Raw genomic sequence first — 15,576 nt, forward strand, 5'->3', positions numbered from 1 at the left:
GATGAAAAAGTGGTCTCATTGGCTGGCGGCTGGGGCGCTGGCATTGGGCATGCAGAGCGCGCAGGCGGATGCCGGCAAAACGCTCTACTTCTATAACTGGACTGAATACGTGCCGCCGGGACTGCTGGAGCAGTTCACTAAGGAGACTGGCATCAAGGTGATTTACTCCACCTACGAATCCAATGAAAGCATGTATGCCAAGCTGAAGACCTGGAAAGATGGCGCTTACGATTTGGTGGTGCCTTCAACGTACTTCGTCGCCAAGATGCGTAATGAAGGCATGCTGCAAAAGATCGATAAATCCCAGCTCAGCAACTTCAAAAATCTCGATCCTAACCTGCTGAATAAGCCGTTTGATCCTAATAACGATTACTCGATCCCGTATATCTGGGGCGCCACTGCCATTGGCATCAACACCGACGAAGTAGATGCCAAAAGCATTACCCGCTGGGCTGATTTGTGGAAGCCAGAGTATAAGCAGAGCCTGCTGCTGACCGACGACGCGCGTGAAGTGTTCCAGATGGCGCTGCGCAAGCTGGGCTATTCTGGCAACACCCGCGATCCCAAACAGATCGAAGCCGCTTATGAAGAGCTGAAAAAGCTGATGCCGAACGTGCTGGCGTTTAACTCCGATAATCCGGGCAACCCGTTTATGGAAGGCGAAGTGAACGTTGGCATGATCTGGAACGGTTCCGCCTACGTTGCGCGCCAGGCGGGTACGCCGCTACAGATTATCTGGCCGCAGGAAGGCGGGATTTTCTGGATGGATAACCTGGCGATTCCCGCCAACGCGAAAAACCGTGAAGGCGCACTGAAGCTGATTAACTTCCTGCTGCGTCCAGACGTGGCGGCGCAAGTAGCGGAAACCATTGGTTATCCCACGCCAAACCTGGCAGCGAAGAAGTTATTGCCAAATGAAGTAGCCAACGATCCTTCGCTTTATCCTGCTGAAGACGTGATTAAAAACGGCGAGTGGCAGAACGATGTCGGTGAAGCCAGCGTGCAGTATGAGACGCTGTTCCAGAAGCTGAAGGCGGGACGTTAGTCCTCTGCGACTTCCCCTCACCCTGCCCTCTCCCGCAAGCGGGAGAGGGTTCCGTCTAGCCCCTTCTCCCTCTGGGAGAAGGTTGGGATGAGGGAAAACGCGCACAAAACTACTTATACAACCCACGCAAAAACGTATGCACAAACTCCGGCACCACTTCGCTTGCTAAACCGTAATGACGCTCGGCAAACTCATTGCCGACCTGGCTCGGTTCCAGGTTCAGCTCCACGGTATGCGCGCCCTGCAGTTTCGCCTCGTGGACAAAACCGGCGGCGGGATAGACATGGCCCGAGGTGCCAATGGCGATAAACAGATTCGCCTGCTCAATCGCCTGATAAATCTCCTCCATCCCTAGCGGCATTTCACCAAACCACACGATGTGCGGGCGCAGCATGGCCGGGAACTGGCAGCAGGTGCAGCGATCGTCCGGGGTTAAATCTTCCGTCCAATCGAGCACTTGTCCACTGCTGACACAGCGCACCTTCAGCAATTCGCCGTGCATATGCAATACGCGCTGGCTGCCGGCGCGTTCGTGCAGGTTATCGATATTCTGCGTCACCAGCAGAAAGTTATCGCCCAGCACCTGCTCCAGTTCCGCCAGCGCTTTGTGCGCGGCGTTGGGCTGAATTTCGGGCTGCTGCAGCTGCTGGCGGCGCGCATTGTAAAACGCCTGCACCAGCGCCGGATTGCGTTGAAAACCTTCCGGCGTGGCGACATCTTCCACGCGGTGCTCTTCCCACAAGCCATCGGCGGCGCGGAACGTGCGAATACCCGACTCAGCGGAGATACCCGCGCCGGTCAGCACCACCACGCGCGGTTGCGGATGCGCGGCCAGTTCAGCTTTGCGATCGCGCTCGAAGATGCGCTGGCGAAAGCGCTGATGCACCTTGCGGCGGTTTTTTTTGTCGCGGGCGAGTCGTAGGCGGCGGCGCGGTATGCGCATAAAAGCTCCTTATCTGCGGCGTTTATCGCCGCGCGTCGGGTATTTTTCGGGCTTATCTGCCCGATAATAGCAGCCGCACGGCGGCTGCGTTTTATCTTTACTGACCGCTAAGCACGCGGGCCGGATCGATACGGCTGGCGCGTCGTGCCGGATACCAGCTGGCAATCAGGCTCAGAACAATCGCGGTGCCCAGCACCGAAATCACATCAATCCAGTGCAGTTCGGACGGCAGGAAATCGATAAAGTAGATATCCCCCGCCAGCAGCTGATGTCCGGTCAGGTGCTCAAACACACGCATCACCGGCGTGAGATTGAGCGCCACCAGCACGCCGACCACCACGCCGCTGACGCTGCCGAGCAGGCCCGCCAGCAAGCCGTACCAGATAAAGATGGCGCGAATCAAACCATCTTTGGCGCCCAGCGTACGCAGCACCGCGATGTCGCTGCTCTTGTCTTTCACCGCCATCACCAGCGTCGAAACGATGTTGAAGCAGGCCACGCCAATCACCAGCACCATGGCTAAATACATAATGGCGCGAATCATCTGGATGTCACGGTACATGTAGCCGTAAGTGCCAATCCAGCTCTTGATATAGACGTAAGAGTGCGTCACTTCACCGGCGTCTCGCACCAGCTTCTGCGCCTGGAACGGGTCATTCATCTTCAGCGCGATACCGCTGACGCTGTCGCCCATATCCAGATACTTCTGCGCATCGGCCAGCGGCACCAGCGCCAGGCTGTGATCGAGCATGCCGCTCAGTTGCAGCACGCCGCTGACCTGCAAACGAATGCGTTTCGGCTGCAGCAGCTTATTCTCGCCATCGTTATTCGGGATCATGATGGTGATCCAGTCGCCCTGTTTAACGTTGAGCGATTTGGCGATGCCGCCACCCAGAATGATCTGCTGTTTACCGGCCGCGAACTGTGACCACGCATCACCGGCAACAAAGCTCGGCAAGGCGCTAAGACGCGCTTCCTGCTGCGGATCGACGCCTTTCACCTGCAGCGCTTGCAGCTTCGCGCCGCTCTCAATCAGCCCGGTGAAGTTGATATAGGGCGCAGCGGCGGCAATGCCAGCAACCTGCTCAATCGGTGCGATCATCGGTTGCCAGTTGCGGAACGGCTGGTTCACCGGCTCGATTTCACCGTGCGGAACCACCGCCAGAATGCGGTTGTTCAGCTCACGCTCAAAGCCGTTCATGGCGCTCAGGCCGATGATCAGCACCGCCACGCCTAGCGCGATGCCGATGGTGGAGATGATGGAGATCAGCGAGACCATGCCACCACGCCGCCGACCGCGGCTAAAACGCAGCCCGAGCAGCAGGGATAATGACGAAGCCATCAGATCACTCCCAGCGTCAGTTGGTCGCTCAGCTCACCGTCGCGCATCTCCATCTGACGGCTTAGGCGTTTGGCCAGCTGCAGATCGTGCGTCACTACCAGGAAAGCGGTGCCCTGCTTGACGTTCAGCTCGCCCAGCAGTTCGAAAATTGCATCGGCGTTGCGCGCATCGAGGTTACCGGTGGGTTCATCGGCCATCACCAGACGCGGACGATTCACCAGCGCGCGGGCAATCGCCACACGCTGACGTTCACCGCCCGACAGCTCAGAAGGCCGATGCGCAGCACGTTTTTCCAGCCCGACCGCCGCCAGCATTTCACGCGCGCGTGACTCAGCTTCCGCTTTGCCGATTTTGCCAATCAGCAGTGGCATAGCCACATTCTCCAGCGCGCTAAAGTCCGGCAGCAAGTGGTGGAACTGATAGATAAAGCCCAGCTCGCGGTTACGCAGCTCGGCTTTCGCGGCGGACGACATCGCATTCAGCGATTTACCATCAAAAATCACATCGCCCGAGGTAGGCGCATCCAGGCCGCCAAGCAGATGCAGCAAGGTACTTTTACCCGAACCGGAACTGCCGACAATCGCCGTCAGTTCACCCGGCTGCAGGCTGAAAGCCACATTGCGCAGCACATCGGTCTGCACGCTGCCTTCCTGATAGCGTTTGCACAGGTCACGACACTGCAACAAAGGAGTATTACTCATAACGTAAAGCCTCAGCGGGTTGGACGGCGGCAGCGCGCCACGACGGATAAAGAGTAGAGAGCAGCGCGACGGCCATCGAGACCAGCGCGATGGTGATCACCTGCAACACATTGATGTCGACCGGCAGCGCCGCGCCATCGAGGAACAGGCCAATTACCGGCATCAAATTATTCAGTTGGCTGGCAAGCAGCACGCCAAGCACGGTGCCCAGCAGCGCGCCAATAATCCCTGCGCTGGCGCCCTGCACCATAAATACCGCGACAATCTGACGGCGGGTCAAACCCAGCGTTTGCAGGATCGCCACTTCACCCTGCTTCTCCATGATCAGCAGGCCGAGCGAGGTAATGATATTGAAGGCCGCCACCGCGATGATCAGGCTCAGCAGCAGCCCCATCATGTTTTTCTCCATGCGCACCGCCTGGAACAGATCGCCTTTGCGTTCACGCCAGTCTTTCCACGCCAGTCCATCCGGCAGTTTCTGCTGGCTGAGCGCATCAACGCTCAACGGCTTATCCAGCCACAAACGCCAGCCGGTGATGTTGCCGAGCGGATAGCGCATCACACGTGATGCATCCTGCTGATTAACCAGAATCTGATAGCCATCCACTTCGCTGTTGGCAGCATATGTGCCGGCCACGGTGAAAATACGCTGGCTCGGCAAACGCCCCACCGGCGTGAACTGGCTGACCGACGGCACCATCAAACGCAGCTGATCGCCACGCTTCACGCCCAGCTGTGAAGCCAGCTGTTCACCGAGGATGACGTTGTACTGGCCCGCTTGCAGCACGCTTTGTTGGGTGTTGACGAGGAATGGCGTCAGCGGATCCTGTTCGTCAGGATTGATGCCGAGCATCACGCCGACCGAAACGTTACGCGCGCTCTGCAATACCACATCGGCGGTAGTGAGCGGAGCGATGCGCTTAACACCTTGCAGCTTGAGGTCCTCGGCTGGCAATTCCTTTGGGTTGATGCTGCCTTTGTCGCTGGTGATCAGCGCCTGCGGCATCAGGCCGAGGATATTACCTTCCAGCTCGCGCTCGAAGCCGTTCATCACCGATAACACGGTGACCAGCGCCAGAACGCCGAGCGTGATGCCAATAGTAGAGAGCCAGGAGACGAAGCGACCAAAGCGGTCTGAGGCACGTCCACGCATGTAGCGCAAACCGATGAATAACGCGACTGGTTGATACATGAGATCCGTCTTGGCAGTTGCCTGAAAATAAGTAGTGGGATGATAAAGGAGGCGTCCCCTTTATGAAACCTCTAACCCTCTGAGTCTGCGGCAAAGTTGTGTCAAAAACCGTACCAGCCAACGCTTATGCATAAAATTGCGACAAATTAATGATGTTATTTGTACGTTTATTAGTCATAGGCTGGCGTAGACTTAAAGGTGAATTACCGTAGGCGATGAGGAGTACACCATGTTCAAATTCCCCAAAAGCAGTATTGTGAAACACAAATCGGGTGAAATTAAAGGCGAGATCGTTAACGTTTTTGAACAGGGAGATGCGCCAACCGGCTATTACGTGAAGTGGGACGACGGCAATCACAGCTACCATCTGGAGAAAGAGCTGTCATGGGCCAATGTCGATCGCCCACGTATGCACTACACACAGCAATCGAGTAAGTGATTCGTGGGGGTTTTGTAGGGGCGTCATTTATGGCGACCTGGCAGAAACTCAGAAACGACAGATGATCCTCAGGGCGGATTATGGAATGATGACGCCCTGTAATCCAAGGAGAGAATGTCGAGATCCCATGTCGGAACAGAGTCGTTATACCCTGCCAGTCAAAGCCGGCGACCATCGCCAGCTCGGCCAGCTAGTCGGCGCCGCGCAAGCGCTTGAGTGTGCCAGTATCACCGAACGCCATAGCGGTCCGGTGTTGATGATTACCCCGGATATGCAATCTGCCTTGCGTCTGCAGGAGGAGATACGCCAGTTCACCGATCTGCCGGTCACTAACCTCGCTGACTGGGAAACCCTGCCCTACGACAGTTTCTCGCCGCATCAGGACATTATCTCTGCTCGCCTCTCCACGCTGTATCAACTGCCCAATTTAACGCGCGGTATGCTGATTATGCCGGTCAACACGCTGATGCAGCGCGTATGTCCGCACAGCTTCCTGCACGGCCATGCGCTGGTGATGCAGCAAGGGCAAAAGCTGTCGCGCGATGCGCTGCGCGATCAGCTGGAGCAGGCCGGTTATCGCCATGTCGATCAGGTGATGGAGCACGGCGAATACGCCACGCGTGGTGCGCTGCTCGATCTGTTCCCGATGGGCAGCGATCAACCTTATCGCATCGACTTCTTTGATGACGAGATTGACAGCCTGCGCTTGTTTGATGTCGATACCCAGCGCACGCTGGAAGCGGTCAACGCGATTAACCTGCTGCCTGCGCATGAATTCCCCACGGATAAAGCCGCCATCGAGCTGTTCCGCAGCCGCTGGCGCGAAACCTTTGACGTTCGGCGCGAGCCGGAGCACGTCTATCAGCAGGTGAGCAAAGGCACGTTGCCTGCCGGTATCGAATACTGGCAGCCGCTGTTCTTTGAGCAGGAATTGCCAACGCTGTTTAGCTATCTGCCTGCCAACACGCTGCTGCTCAACAGCGGCGATTTGCTGGCCAGCGCCGAGCGCTTCTGGCTAGACGCCAACGCGCGCTTTGAGAATCGCCGTATCGATCCAATGCGTCCGTTACTGGAGCCAGTTACGCTCTGGCTGCGTCCTGACACGCTAATGAGTGAACTGAAAGCCTGGCCGCGCATGCAGCTAAGCAGCGACACGCTGCCGGAGAAAGCGGCAAATACCAATCTGGGTTATCAGCCGCTGCCGGAATTAACCGTGCAGGCGCAGGCCAAAGCGCCACTCGATCTGCTGCGTCAGTTCCTTGAACAATTCAGCGGTCAGGTCATTTTCTCGGTGGAGAGTGAAGGCCGCCGCGAAAGCCTGCAAGAGTTGCTGACGCGCATCAAACTGCGTCCACATGCCATCGATCACTTTGATCAGGCCGCCAATCAGCCGCACAGTCTGATGATTGGCGCCAGCGAGCGCGGCTTTATCGATACGCAACGCCAGCTGGCATTGATCTGCGAAAGCGATCTGCTTGGCGAGCGCGTCAGTCGTCGTCGCCAGGATAATCGCCGCACCATCAATCCTGATGTGCTGATCCGCAACCTTGCCGAGCTGCATCCCGGCCAGCCAGTGGTGCATTTGGAGCACGGCGTTGGACGTTATATCGGCCTGACCACGCTGGAAGCCGGCGGCATCGTGGCCGAATATCTGATGCTCTCCTATGCGGGCGACGCCAAGCTGTATGTGCCGGTTTCATCGCTGCATCTGATTAGCCGCTATGCCGGTGGCGCCGATGAGAATGCGCCGCTGCATAAACTCGGCAGCGATGCCTGGTCGCGCGCGCGACAGAAAGCCGCCGAGAAAGTGCGCGACGTAGCGGCCGAGCTGCTGGATATCTACGCTCAGCGCGCAGCCAAAACCGGCTTCGCCTTTAAGCACGATCGCGATCAGTATCAGCTGTTCTGCGAAGGCTTCCCGTTTGAAACCACGCCGGACCAAGGCCAGGCGATCAACGCGGTGCTGAGCGACATGTGTCAGCCGCTGGCGATGGACCGTCTGGTGTGCGGTGACGTCGGCTTTGGTAAAACCGAAGTGGCGATGCGCGCCGCGTTCCTCGCGGTTGAGAACGCCAAACAGGTCGCGGTGCTGGTGCCCACCACCTTGCTGGCGCAGCAGCATTACGACAACTTCCGCGATCGTTTCGCTAACTGGCCGGTGCGCATTGAAATGCTATCGCGCTTCCGCACCGCCAAAGAGCAGAGTCAGGTGCTGGAACAGGCGCGCGAGGGCAAAGTCGATATTTTGATTGGCACGCATAAGCTGCTGTCCAACGACCTGAAATGGCACGATCTCGGCCTGCTGATTGTCGATGAAGAGCACCGCTTTGGCGTGCGTCACAAAGAGCGGATCAAGGCGATGCGCGCCGATGTCGATATTCTGACGCTCACCGCCACGCCGATTCCGCGTACCCTGAATATGGCGATGAGCGGCATGCGCGATCTGTCGATTATTGCCACGCCACCGGCACGACGCATGGCGGTGAAAACCTTTGTGCGCGAGTACGACAGCTTGGTGGTGCGCGAGGCGATTCTGCGTGAAGTGCTGCGCGGCGGCCAGGTTTACTATCTCTACAATGATGTGGAGAACATCGAAAAAGCAGCGCAGCGACTGGCCGATCTGGTGCCGGAAGCGCGTATTGCCATTGGTCACGGCCAGATGCGCGAACGCGATCTCGAGCGGGTGATGAATGACTTCCACCATCAGCGCTTTAACGTGCTGGTGTGTACCACCATCATCGAAACCGGTATCGACGTTCCCAGCGCCAACACCATTATTATCGAACGCGCCGACCACTTTGGTCTGGCGCAGCTGCACCAATTGCGTGGCCGCGTGGGACGTTCACACCATCAGGCCTATGCATGGCTGCTGACGCCGCATCCAAAAGCGATGACCACCGATGCGCAGAAGCGTCTGGAAGCTATCGCGTCGCTGGAAGATCTTGGCGCCGGTTTTGCGCTGGCAACCCACGATCTGGAGATTCGCGGCGCGGGTGAACTGCTCGGCGAAGACCAGAGCGGACAGATGGAAACCATCGGCTTCACGCTGTATATGGAGCTGCTGGAGAATGCGGTCGATGCGCTGAAGGCGGGCCGCGAGCCGTCGCTGGAAGATCTCACCAGCAATCAAACCGAAATCGAATTGCGTATGCCTGCTCTGTTGCCGGATGATTTTATCCCGGACGTGAATACCCGCTTGTCGCTCTACAAGCGCGTAGCCAGCGCGGCGGATGAGCAGGATTTGGCGGAGCTGAAGGTCGAGATGATTGACCGCTTCGGCAAACTGCCAGATGCCGCACGCAATCTGCTGGATATCGCCGGGCTGCGTTTAGTGGCGCGTCAGCTGGGGATTCGTAAGATTGAAGCCAGTGACAAAGGCGGCTTCTTCGAGTTTGCGCCGCAGAATCAGGTTGATCCAGGCTGGCTGATTGGCCTGCTGCAGAAAGATCCTAAGCAGTGGAAACTGGATGGCCCAACGCGCCTGAAATTCACCCGAGACATGGCGGACCGGAAAATCCGTATGGAATGGGTGCAGAGTTTTGTCAGCGAGCTGGCGAAAAACCGGGTTTGATGTTGTGTTTCGGGAGGTCGCCATGAATGGCGACCCTACGGCTGAGATGATGTGTGATACGAAAAAAGCGCCTTGCGGCGCTTTTTTGTTACTGCTGCTGTGATGCATCTTTGCCCAATTAGGCCTGATTCGAATTCAGGATCAGCTGACCATTACGGTCGAGCGGAATGCGGGTGCCAGGGTCATTTTCCATGCGGATTTTGCCCTGCTGGTCGCCTATTTTATAGGTCACGTCATAACCCAGCATTTTTTCCTGCTTATCGTATACCGTTTTGCAACGTTGCTCGTTGGTGGTGTAAGTGTCGCGATCCTGCAGCGCACCCTGCACCTGATTACCACCGTAACCACCGGCCAACGCGCCCGCTACCGTAGCCACATCGCGTCCGCGTCCGCCACCAAACTGATGGCCCAACACGCCGCCCGCTACTGCACCCAGCACCGAGCCGGCAATGCGATTCTCATCCTGCACCGCACGACGATGGGTCAACGTCACATTGCGACACTCCTGTCGCGGCTGCTTGATGCTCTCTTTGATCGGCGTCGCCGACAGAACTTGTGCAAACTGCGGGCCGCGATCGAAGACATCCATGCTGGCGACAGCGGCAACGCCTAACGCTGCTGCTACGCCGATACCGATACCCGCTAACATTGATTTATTCACAGGAATGTCCTCCTGAAGGTTGTTACCGCGCATTCCTGCCGCTACGAAATCCTGATGTAGCCGAGGCATAACCGGCGTGCGCGCCGCGCCGTGTTTGTTGGTAATAAGTTTTACAGATGGACCGTAATTGCAACATCAGATTAATGGAGGAAACGCAGCGGAAACCCATCAGGGCCAGCTTTTAGGAGAGTTCTGAGAGCGGGTGAAATAGTGCCGTAACCTTAAGCTGAACGTGCAGTTTTCAGCGGGTTACGGCAGCTGACGTGGCGTAGGGCAGCATTCACCGCCCGAAAATCATCAGTGCAGCTTGAGGCGCGGACGTAGGACGCGGTTAAGACTGCCGACCAGCATCATCAGACCGGTCTTGAAGTATCCGTGGAGCGCAATCTGGTGCATACGATATAGAGAAATGTAGACAAAACGCGCAATGCGCCCTTCCACCATCATCGATCCGCGCATCAGGTTACCCATCAAACTGCCCACGGTGCTGAAGCGCGACAGCGATACCAGCGAACCGTGATCTTTATAAACATAGGCTTTCAATGGTTTATCTTTACGCTGTGCAAGGATGTTCTCCAGCGCGCGCGACGCCATCTGATGCGCTGACTGCGCGCGCGGCGGCACGAATCCGCCACCTGGCAGCGCGCAGGAGGCGCAGTCACCAATCGCGTAGATGTCGTCATCCAGCGTAGTTTGCAGCGTCTCTTTCACCACCAGCTGATTGATGCGGTTGGTTTCCAGCCCGCCAATCTCTTTCAGGAAATCTGGCGCTTTGATACCGGCCGCCCACACCATCAAATCGGCCTCGATGAATTCGCCGCCTTTGGTATTCAAGCCGTTTTCGGTGGCGCTGGTGACCATGGTTTGCGTCAACACCCGCACGCCAAGTTTGGTCAGCTCCTGATGCGCTGCCGCTGAGATGCGCGGTGGCAGCGCAGGCAGAATGCGTTCACCGGCTTCCACCAGCGTGACGTTCAGCGAGCTGCTATCCAGACCTTTGTAGCCGTAGCTGTGCAACTGTTTCACCGCGTTATACAGCTCAGCGGAGAGTTCCACGCCGGTAGCACCGCCGCCGACAATGGCGATGTTGACTTTTTCCAGGCTGCCTTCGCTGGCCGAGAAACGCAGGAATAGGTTGAGCATTTCGTTGTGGAAACGACGCGCCTGATGCGGGTTATCGAGGAAGATACAGTGATCTTTCACGCCCGGCGTGCCGAAATCATTTGAGGTGCTGCCAAGCGCGATCACCAGACGATCGTAGGCCAGCTCACGCTGCGGCACTAACAACGCGCCTTCCGCATCGCGGATTTCGGCCAGCTCAAGGGTTTTGTTTTCACGGTTGATTTGCGTCAGCGATCCCAGCTGGAACTGGAAGCCATGATTACGCGCGTGCGCCAGATAGCTCAGCGCATCAATCCCTTCGTCCATCGAACCGGTTGCCACTTCATGCAGCAGCGGTTTCCACAGATGACTGTGATTCCGATCGACCAGAATGATCTCGGCCTTTTTCTTGCGTCCCAGCTTGTGACCGAGCTGCGTTGCCAGCTCTAAGCCGCCAGCACCACCGCCGATGATAACGATTTTTTCCATAGATGTAGTCAACAAAGACCCCCTTAAAGTTGTAAACCAATAGTTAATTAATGGTTAATAAAAACCTTAATAAACATAGGGTTGGCGACGTTAAATCGCGAGCTGAGGGCAGAATATCACGGCGTCAAAGACATCACATAAGAAAATTGATGTACATCAATCTTTCAGCAGCATTATCAGAATGTTACACATTTTATGCGCCGCGTCACACGGCGCACCGACGGTCAGGCGAGGAGTTTGAAGGCTTTGATGCGCTGTAAATGCGGGGCGATGTTCTTGAATTTGTGGCTGGCTGCGTCATCCCAGATGATTTCATAGAACGGCTGCAGATACGCCGCGCTGCGCTGATTATCCAGCGCTTCATCCTGACGAGACAAAATCGCCAGACACTTATCGCGGTTCTTCTCGCGGAAATCATTGACGCATTTGGTAGCAATATCGAGATACTCTTCCGGGCGATCGATTTTGCCTTCCATGTTCTCAAACGGGAACAGATTGGGATTAAAGATCACCTGACGCATGCCACACAGGAAGCCAATGCGCTCGGCCCAATAACCGCCCAGCCCAACCCCGCAAATCAGCGGATGTGCATCGTCGCCTTGTTGCAGCAGCTTGTCGCACTCTTTCAGCAGAAACTGCATGTCGTGTTTGGGATGGCGGGTGCTGTAGCTGACTAATCTGACGTCCGGGTCAATAAACTGCAGCTGCAGCACCTTTTCATGGTTGCCCGGACTGTTGGAATCAAAACCGTGCAGATAGATGATCATGATTTTCCTCAGCGTGGAATAAATCCGGGCAGCGCGGCTTATCTGCCCGAAGCTTTGTGCGCCAGCCAGCGCTCTTGCAATGCGCTAAGCTGACGCTGATTTTTCCGCCAGCGCTCGCTTGCCAGCAGGCTTTGACGGGTAAAACGCCCTTGATGGTATAACTGCGTCACGCGCTCTGCCCCGATCGGCGTCAAGTTATCCAGCACGCTCACCGCGCCGGCGCGCTGATTGCACACCAGGATCATATCGCAACCGGCATTCAGCGACTGCTGTGCGCGTTCGGCGTAGCTGCCCATCACGGCGGCACCTTCCATCGACAAATCGTCGGAGAAAATCACGCCGTTGAAGCTGAGCTCTTTGCGTAACACAGTTTGCAGCCAGTATGGTGAACCGCTGGCGGGCAACGGATCCACCTCAGTATAGATAACGTGCGCCGGCATCACCGCATCGAGCAGTTGCTCATCGATCAACTGCTTAAAGATCGCCATGTCATGCTGACGCAGCGTGGCGGCATCGCGGTTATCGCGCGGCGTCTCTTTATGCGAATCCGCGCTGACCGCACCGTGACCGGGGAAGTGTTTGCCGGTGGTTTTCATGCCAGCCTCATGCATGCCGTTGATAAAGCGACGCGCGACTTGCAGGGCGATGGCCGGATCTTCATGGAACGAACGGTCGCCAATCGCCGCGCTGATATGACCAATGTCGAGCACCGGCGCGAAACTGATGTCGATGTCCATGGCGATCATTTCCGATGCCATTTGCCAGCCCGCCTGCTGCGCCAGTTCACCGGCACTGTTGAGATCGTGCAGCGCGGCGAAGGATTGCATGGCCGGCAACTGCGTGAAGCCGTCGCGGAAACGCTGCACGCGCCCGCCTTCCTGATCCACCGCGACAACCAGACGATGGCGCGACGCGGCGCGAATCTGGCGCACTAGCTCTGCCAGCTGGTCGACATCGTGGAAGTTGCGGGCAAACAGAATCAGTCCGCCTACCAGCGGATGCTGCAGAATTTCGCGTTCTTCGGCGTCCAGCTCATAGCTTTCGACGTCGAGCATCAGCGGTCCAGGCGTGTTCATGGTCATGATTAAAATCCTACGTTAAAGGTCGTGCCAACTGGCCTGCGCCAGCTGTTGTAATGTGTCGTCCTGGCTCTGCTCGGCGCGCAGTTGATACCAGCTGGCCATCAGCAATTGCAGCCACGGCTGCCAGCGCTGCATCTGGCGCGCCAGTTCATGCTCATCCAACTTCGCGCGCGCGGCGTACTCGGCAATCCACGCTGAACGCGTATCGCCATCAACCGCACAGACCGCTGCCAGCTCCAGCGCCACGTCGCCATCGGCGGCATATTCCCAATCGATCAGGCGTAAACCGGCTGGCGTAGCAATCAGGTTGCCGGCGTGGACATCCATATGCAGCGGTGCCAGGCGCAGCGGCGGCGGTTCGCCCTGCTGTAATAAGCGTTGCAGACGACGCTGCCAGCGCCAATGACGCTGCTGGCAAAGTTGCCAATAACGCTGTAGCAGCGGCGCTAAACGTAAACGATAGCCGGTGAGTGGCTGTTGATGCAGGCGCTGCAGCAGCGCCACAATCGCCTCCCGCTGCGCGTTAAACTGCGCGGAGGTGAGCACCTCGCCCGGCAACCAGCTTTGCAGCAGCCAGGGATCGCGCCACGCCAGCGGCTGCGGCCCGAGCTCTGCATACCTGAACTGCTGCAGGATGCGGTATTCGCGCTGGCGATCGACAAACGGGATCGGCTGCGGCGGCGCACGTCGCGCCAGCAACGCGCCCTGCGGCATCTGCACGCGCACGCTTTGCCCGCTCAGTCCCGGCAGCGCGAAAAAATGACCGGCAGCTTGCGCCGTCGGCCATTGTTGCTGAAGCATGTTTTGCAGCTGCGGATCAGGGTTGAGCAACACCGTTTCCTGACCAGATGATTTCACCGGTTTGTACCAGCATCAGCTGCATTTGCAGCGTTGGTGCTTTCACATCGCCCTGCGCATTGCTGTAGAGCACATACTGCGCGTTAACGTTGCGCGCCAGACCAATCGCTTTACTGCGCGAGTTGAGGCTGTCATCCGGCGATAAGCCCAGCGTCTGCTTGGCCTGCGCCAGCTGTTCGGGTGTGATCAGCGTGAACTTGCCGTTGTTGGCCAGCGCATTCTGAATCGCATCGGTGGCTTTGTCGGTTTGCAGCGCGCCGTTGGTGCTGTTCTTAATACGATCCACCAGCAGCACGCTGCCAGGATTCACGCCTGAAGATTGCACCATCTTGCCGACCAACGGCTGGACGCTGGCATCCCAGTTAATGGTTTTCAGCTTCGGTGGCTGCGGCACGGTTTCTGGCGGCGGCACCGGCTGCGGCGTCGGTTCTACCGGCTGAGTCGGCGTGGTCGGCTGCGTGGGTTCTACCGGCGCTGGCGTCTGTTGTTTCACCACACAACCGGTGAGCATTAGCGCAAATAACAACGCGCCCGAACGTTTTACACTGCGAATCACAGCTTACTCCTCAAAGATAAAGATAGAGACGCACCTTACTGGCGGTCGGATTGCCCATTTGTGAGGCCACTTCTACGCTGCCATGCGCCGGGACAATTTGGCTCTGCGCCGGCTCTTCCGGCGTGATTTCCAATCCTTTGTCGTCGTACCAATAGAAACGATAGTGCACTTTCACCGGCGTTTCCCGCTGGTTATACAACACGCTCATGGCACGCTGCTGACCATCTTGTTCGGTCAGTTTCGGATCATCGGTAATAATGCCCGCAGATAATACTGACGATTCCATCACCAGCGACTGCGAGGTATTAATCATCGGCTTATCGCTGCTGCAACCTGCAAGGGTCAGCAACAGCAAGCCACTCAGCCATTGACGCATCAATTTGTCCGCCTGAGTTAGATGGCCAGCATTGGGCCCAGCGGCTGACCGCCGACCAAATGCATATGGATGTGATAAACCTCCTGACCGCCATGACTGTTGCAGTTCATGATCAGACGATAGCCATCTTCGGCAATGCCTTCATCACGGGCAATTTTGGCGGCCACGGTGATCATCCGGCCCAGCGCCTGCTCGTGTGCGGCCTGCACATCGTTGGCGGTGGGAATCAATACATTGGGGATAATCAGAATATGGGTGGGCGCTTTGGGCGCGATATCACGGAAGGCGGTGACCAGTTCGTCCTGATAAACCACGTCGGCGGGGATCTCGCGACGGATGATTTTACTGAAAATGGTTTCTTCAGCCATGGTGCATTTCCTTAAGCCTGAGTTCAGTCAGGCAGTATGCGTGAGGAATTCCATTTCTTTCAACCTCAGGACCACATTTCCTGTA

The 15,576-nt window shown here is 57.1% G+C and carries 15 protein-coding genes; 3 read left to right on the plus strand and 12 right to left on the minus strand.

What is annotated here, in order from left to right; translation table 11 throughout:
* Window position 1 precedes the first annotated feature (1 nt).
* A complete protein-coding gene (gene potD / locus BM323_RS01805) occupies window positions 2-1,045 on the plus strand; it encodes a spermidine/putrescine ABC transporter substrate-binding protein PotD (protein WP_008103020.1) in 1,044 nt (347 codons plus the stop codon).
* A 109-nt stretch (window positions 1,046-1,154) separates the two neighbouring features.
* On the opposite strand, the gene cobB is transcribed toward potD, so the two are convergent.
* From cobB to lolC, 4 genes are all read right to left on the minus strand, one after another.
* Window positions 1,155-1,988 (minus strand): Sir2 family NAD+-dependent deacetylase, encoded by an 834-nt coding sequence (cobB, locus tag BM323_RS01810; RefSeq protein WP_008103022.1) that lies wholly within the window; start codon window positions 1,986-1,988, stop codon window positions 1,155-1,157.
* Between the two features lie 97 nt (window positions 1,989-2,085).
* Window positions 2,086-3,330, minus strand: a complete 1,245-nt coding sequence (gene lolE, locus BM323_RS01815) for a lipoprotein-releasing ABC transporter permease subunit LolE (RefSeq protein WP_008103023.1) — start codon at window positions 3,328-3,330, stop codon at window positions 2,086-2,088.
* On the minus strand, window positions 3,330-4,031 hold the full coding sequence (gene lolD / locus BM323_RS01820; RefSeq protein ID WP_008103026.1) for a lipoprotein-releasing ABC transporter ATP-binding protein LolD: 702 nt from the start codon (window positions 4,029-4,031) through the stop codon (window positions 3,330-3,332). The genes lolE and lolD overlap by 1 nt, the downstream gene beginning before the upstream one ends.
* Window positions 4,024-5,223 carry a lipoprotein-releasing ABC transporter permease subunit LolC gene (gene lolC, locus BM323_RS01825; RefSeq protein WP_008103027.1) on the minus strand — a complete coding sequence of 400 codons (1,200 nt, stop codon included), beginning with the start codon at window positions 5,221-5,223 and terminating at the stop codon, window positions 4,024-4,026. Before lolC ends, lolD begins: the two co-directional genes overlap by 8 nt.
* A gap of 229 nt (window positions 5,224-5,452) precedes the next feature.
* On the opposite strand from lolC, the gene BM323_RS01830 reads away from it, so the two are divergent.
* Both BM323_RS01830 and mfd read left to right on the plus strand, forming a co-directional pair.
* A complete protein-coding gene (locus BM323_RS01830) occupies window positions 5,453-5,662 on the plus strand; it encodes a hypothetical protein (protein WP_008103029.1) in 210 nt (69 codons plus the stop codon).
* Between the two features lie 127 nt (window positions 5,663-5,789).
* On the plus strand, window positions 5,790-9,233 hold the full coding sequence (gene mfd / locus BM323_RS01835; RefSeq protein WP_008103030.1) for a transcription-repair coupling factor: 3,444 nt from the start codon (window positions 5,790-5,792) through the stop codon (window positions 9,231-9,233).
* Window positions 9,234-9,351: 118 nt separating this feature from the next.
* On the opposite strand, the gene BM323_RS01840 is transcribed toward mfd, so the two are convergent.
* The 8 genes from BM323_RS01840 to hinT all read right to left on the minus strand — a co-directional run bounded on the left by BM323_RS01840 (window position 9,352) and on the right by hinT (window position 15,491).
* Window positions 9,352-9,894 (minus strand): glycine zipper 2TM domain-containing protein, encoded by a 543-nt coding sequence (locus tag BM323_RS01840; protein WP_007885735.1) that lies wholly within the window; start codon window positions 9,892-9,894, stop codon window positions 9,352-9,354.
* Window positions 9,895-10,191: 297 nt separating this feature from the next.
* The gene (locus BM323_RS01845; RefSeq protein ID WP_085982346.1) at window positions 10,192-11,496 is read right to left on the minus strand and encodes an NAD(P)/FAD-dependent oxidoreductase; all 1,305 of its coding nucleotides are present in this window, start codon (window positions 11,494-11,496) and stop codon (window positions 10,192-10,194) included.
* Between the two features lie 212 nt (window positions 11,497-11,708).
* The gene (gene ycfP, locus BM323_RS01850; RefSeq protein WP_008103034.1) at window positions 11,709-12,251 is read right to left on the minus strand and encodes an alpha/beta hydrolase YcfP; all 543 of its coding nucleotides are present in this window, start codon (window positions 12,249-12,251) and stop codon (window positions 11,709-11,711) included.
* A gap of 38 nt (window positions 12,252-12,289) precedes the next feature.
* Window positions 12,290-13,333, minus strand: coding sequence for a beta-N-acetylhexosaminidase (gene nagZ / locus BM323_RS01855; RefSeq protein ID WP_008103036.1), 1,044 nt, complete (start codon window positions 13,331-13,333; stop codon window positions 12,290-12,292).
* A gap of 15 nt (window positions 13,334-13,348) precedes the next feature.
* Complete coding sequence (gene thiK / locus BM323_RS01860) at window positions 13,349-14,164, minus strand: thiamine kinase (protein ID WP_008103039.1); 816 nt, start codon at window positions 14,162-14,164, stop codon at window positions 13,349-13,351.
* Entirely contained in the window at window positions 14,151-14,747 is a 597-nt protein-coding gene (gene lpoB, locus BM323_RS01865) for a penicillin-binding protein activator LpoB (RefSeq protein ID WP_008103041.1), read from the minus strand. The genes thiK and lpoB overlap by 14 nt, the downstream gene beginning before the upstream one ends.
* A 10-nt stretch (window positions 14,748-14,757) precedes the next feature.
* Window positions 14,758-15,123: a YcfL family putative periplasmic lipoprotein gene (locus BM323_RS01870; RefSeq protein ID WP_008103043.1), complete on the minus strand. Its 366-nt coding sequence runs from the start codon at window positions 15,121-15,123 to the stop codon at window positions 14,758-14,760.
* Between the two features lie 17 nt (window positions 15,124-15,140).
* On the minus strand, window positions 15,141-15,491 hold the full coding sequence (gene hinT, locus BM323_RS01875) for a purine nucleoside phosphoramidase (RefSeq protein WP_007885755.1): 351 nt from the start codon (window positions 15,489-15,491) through the stop codon (window positions 15,141-15,143).
* Window positions 15,492-15,576 lie beyond the last annotated feature (85 nt).

This window comes from Pantoea sp. YR525, assembly GCF_900116775.1.
Lineage (GTDB): Bacteria > Pseudomonadota > Gammaproteobacteria > Enterobacterales > Enterobacteriaceae > Pantoea > Pantoea symbiotica.

Coding starts and splice junctions, on each gene's coding strand:
- BM323_RS01830 (WP_008103029.1), top strand. CDS start 5,453: ATGTTCAAATTCCCCAAAAGCAGTATTGTGAAACACAAATCGGGTGAA.
- mfd (WP_008103030.1), top strand. CDS start 5,790: ATGTCGGAACAGAGTCGTTATACCCTGCCAGTCAAAGCCGGCGACCAT.
- lolE (WP_008103023.1), bottom strand. CDS start 3,330: ATGGCTTCGTCATTATCCCTGCTGCTCGGGCTGCGTTTTAGCCGCGGT.
- hinT (WP_007885755.1), bottom strand. CDS start 15,491: ATGGCTGAAGAAACCATTTTCAGTAAAATCATCCGTCGCGAGATCCCC.
- ycfP (WP_008103034.1), bottom strand. CDS start 12,251: ATGATCATCTATCTGCACGGTTTTGATTCCAACAGTCCGGGCAACCAT.
- BM323_RS01870 (WP_008103043.1), bottom strand. CDS start 15,123: ATGCGTCAATGGCTGAGTGGCTTGCTGTTGCTGACCCTTGCAGGTTGC.
- potD (WP_008103020.1), top strand. CDS start 2: ATGAAAAAGTGGTCTCATTGGCTGGCGGCTGGGGCGCTGGCATTGGGC.
- lolD (WP_008103026.1), bottom strand. CDS start 4,031: ATGAGTAATACTCCTTTGTTGCAGTGTCGTGACCTGTGCAAACGCTAT.
- nagZ (WP_008103036.1), bottom strand. CDS start 13,333: ATGACCATGAACACGCCTGGACCGCTGATGCTCGACGTCGAAAGCTAT.
- lolC (WP_008103027.1), bottom strand. CDS start 5,223: ATGTATCAACCAGTCGCGTTATTCATCGGTTTGCGCTACATGCGTGGA.
- cobB (WP_008103022.1), bottom strand. CDS start 1,988: ATGCGCATACCGCGCCGCCGCCTACGACTCGCCCGCGACAAAAAAAAC.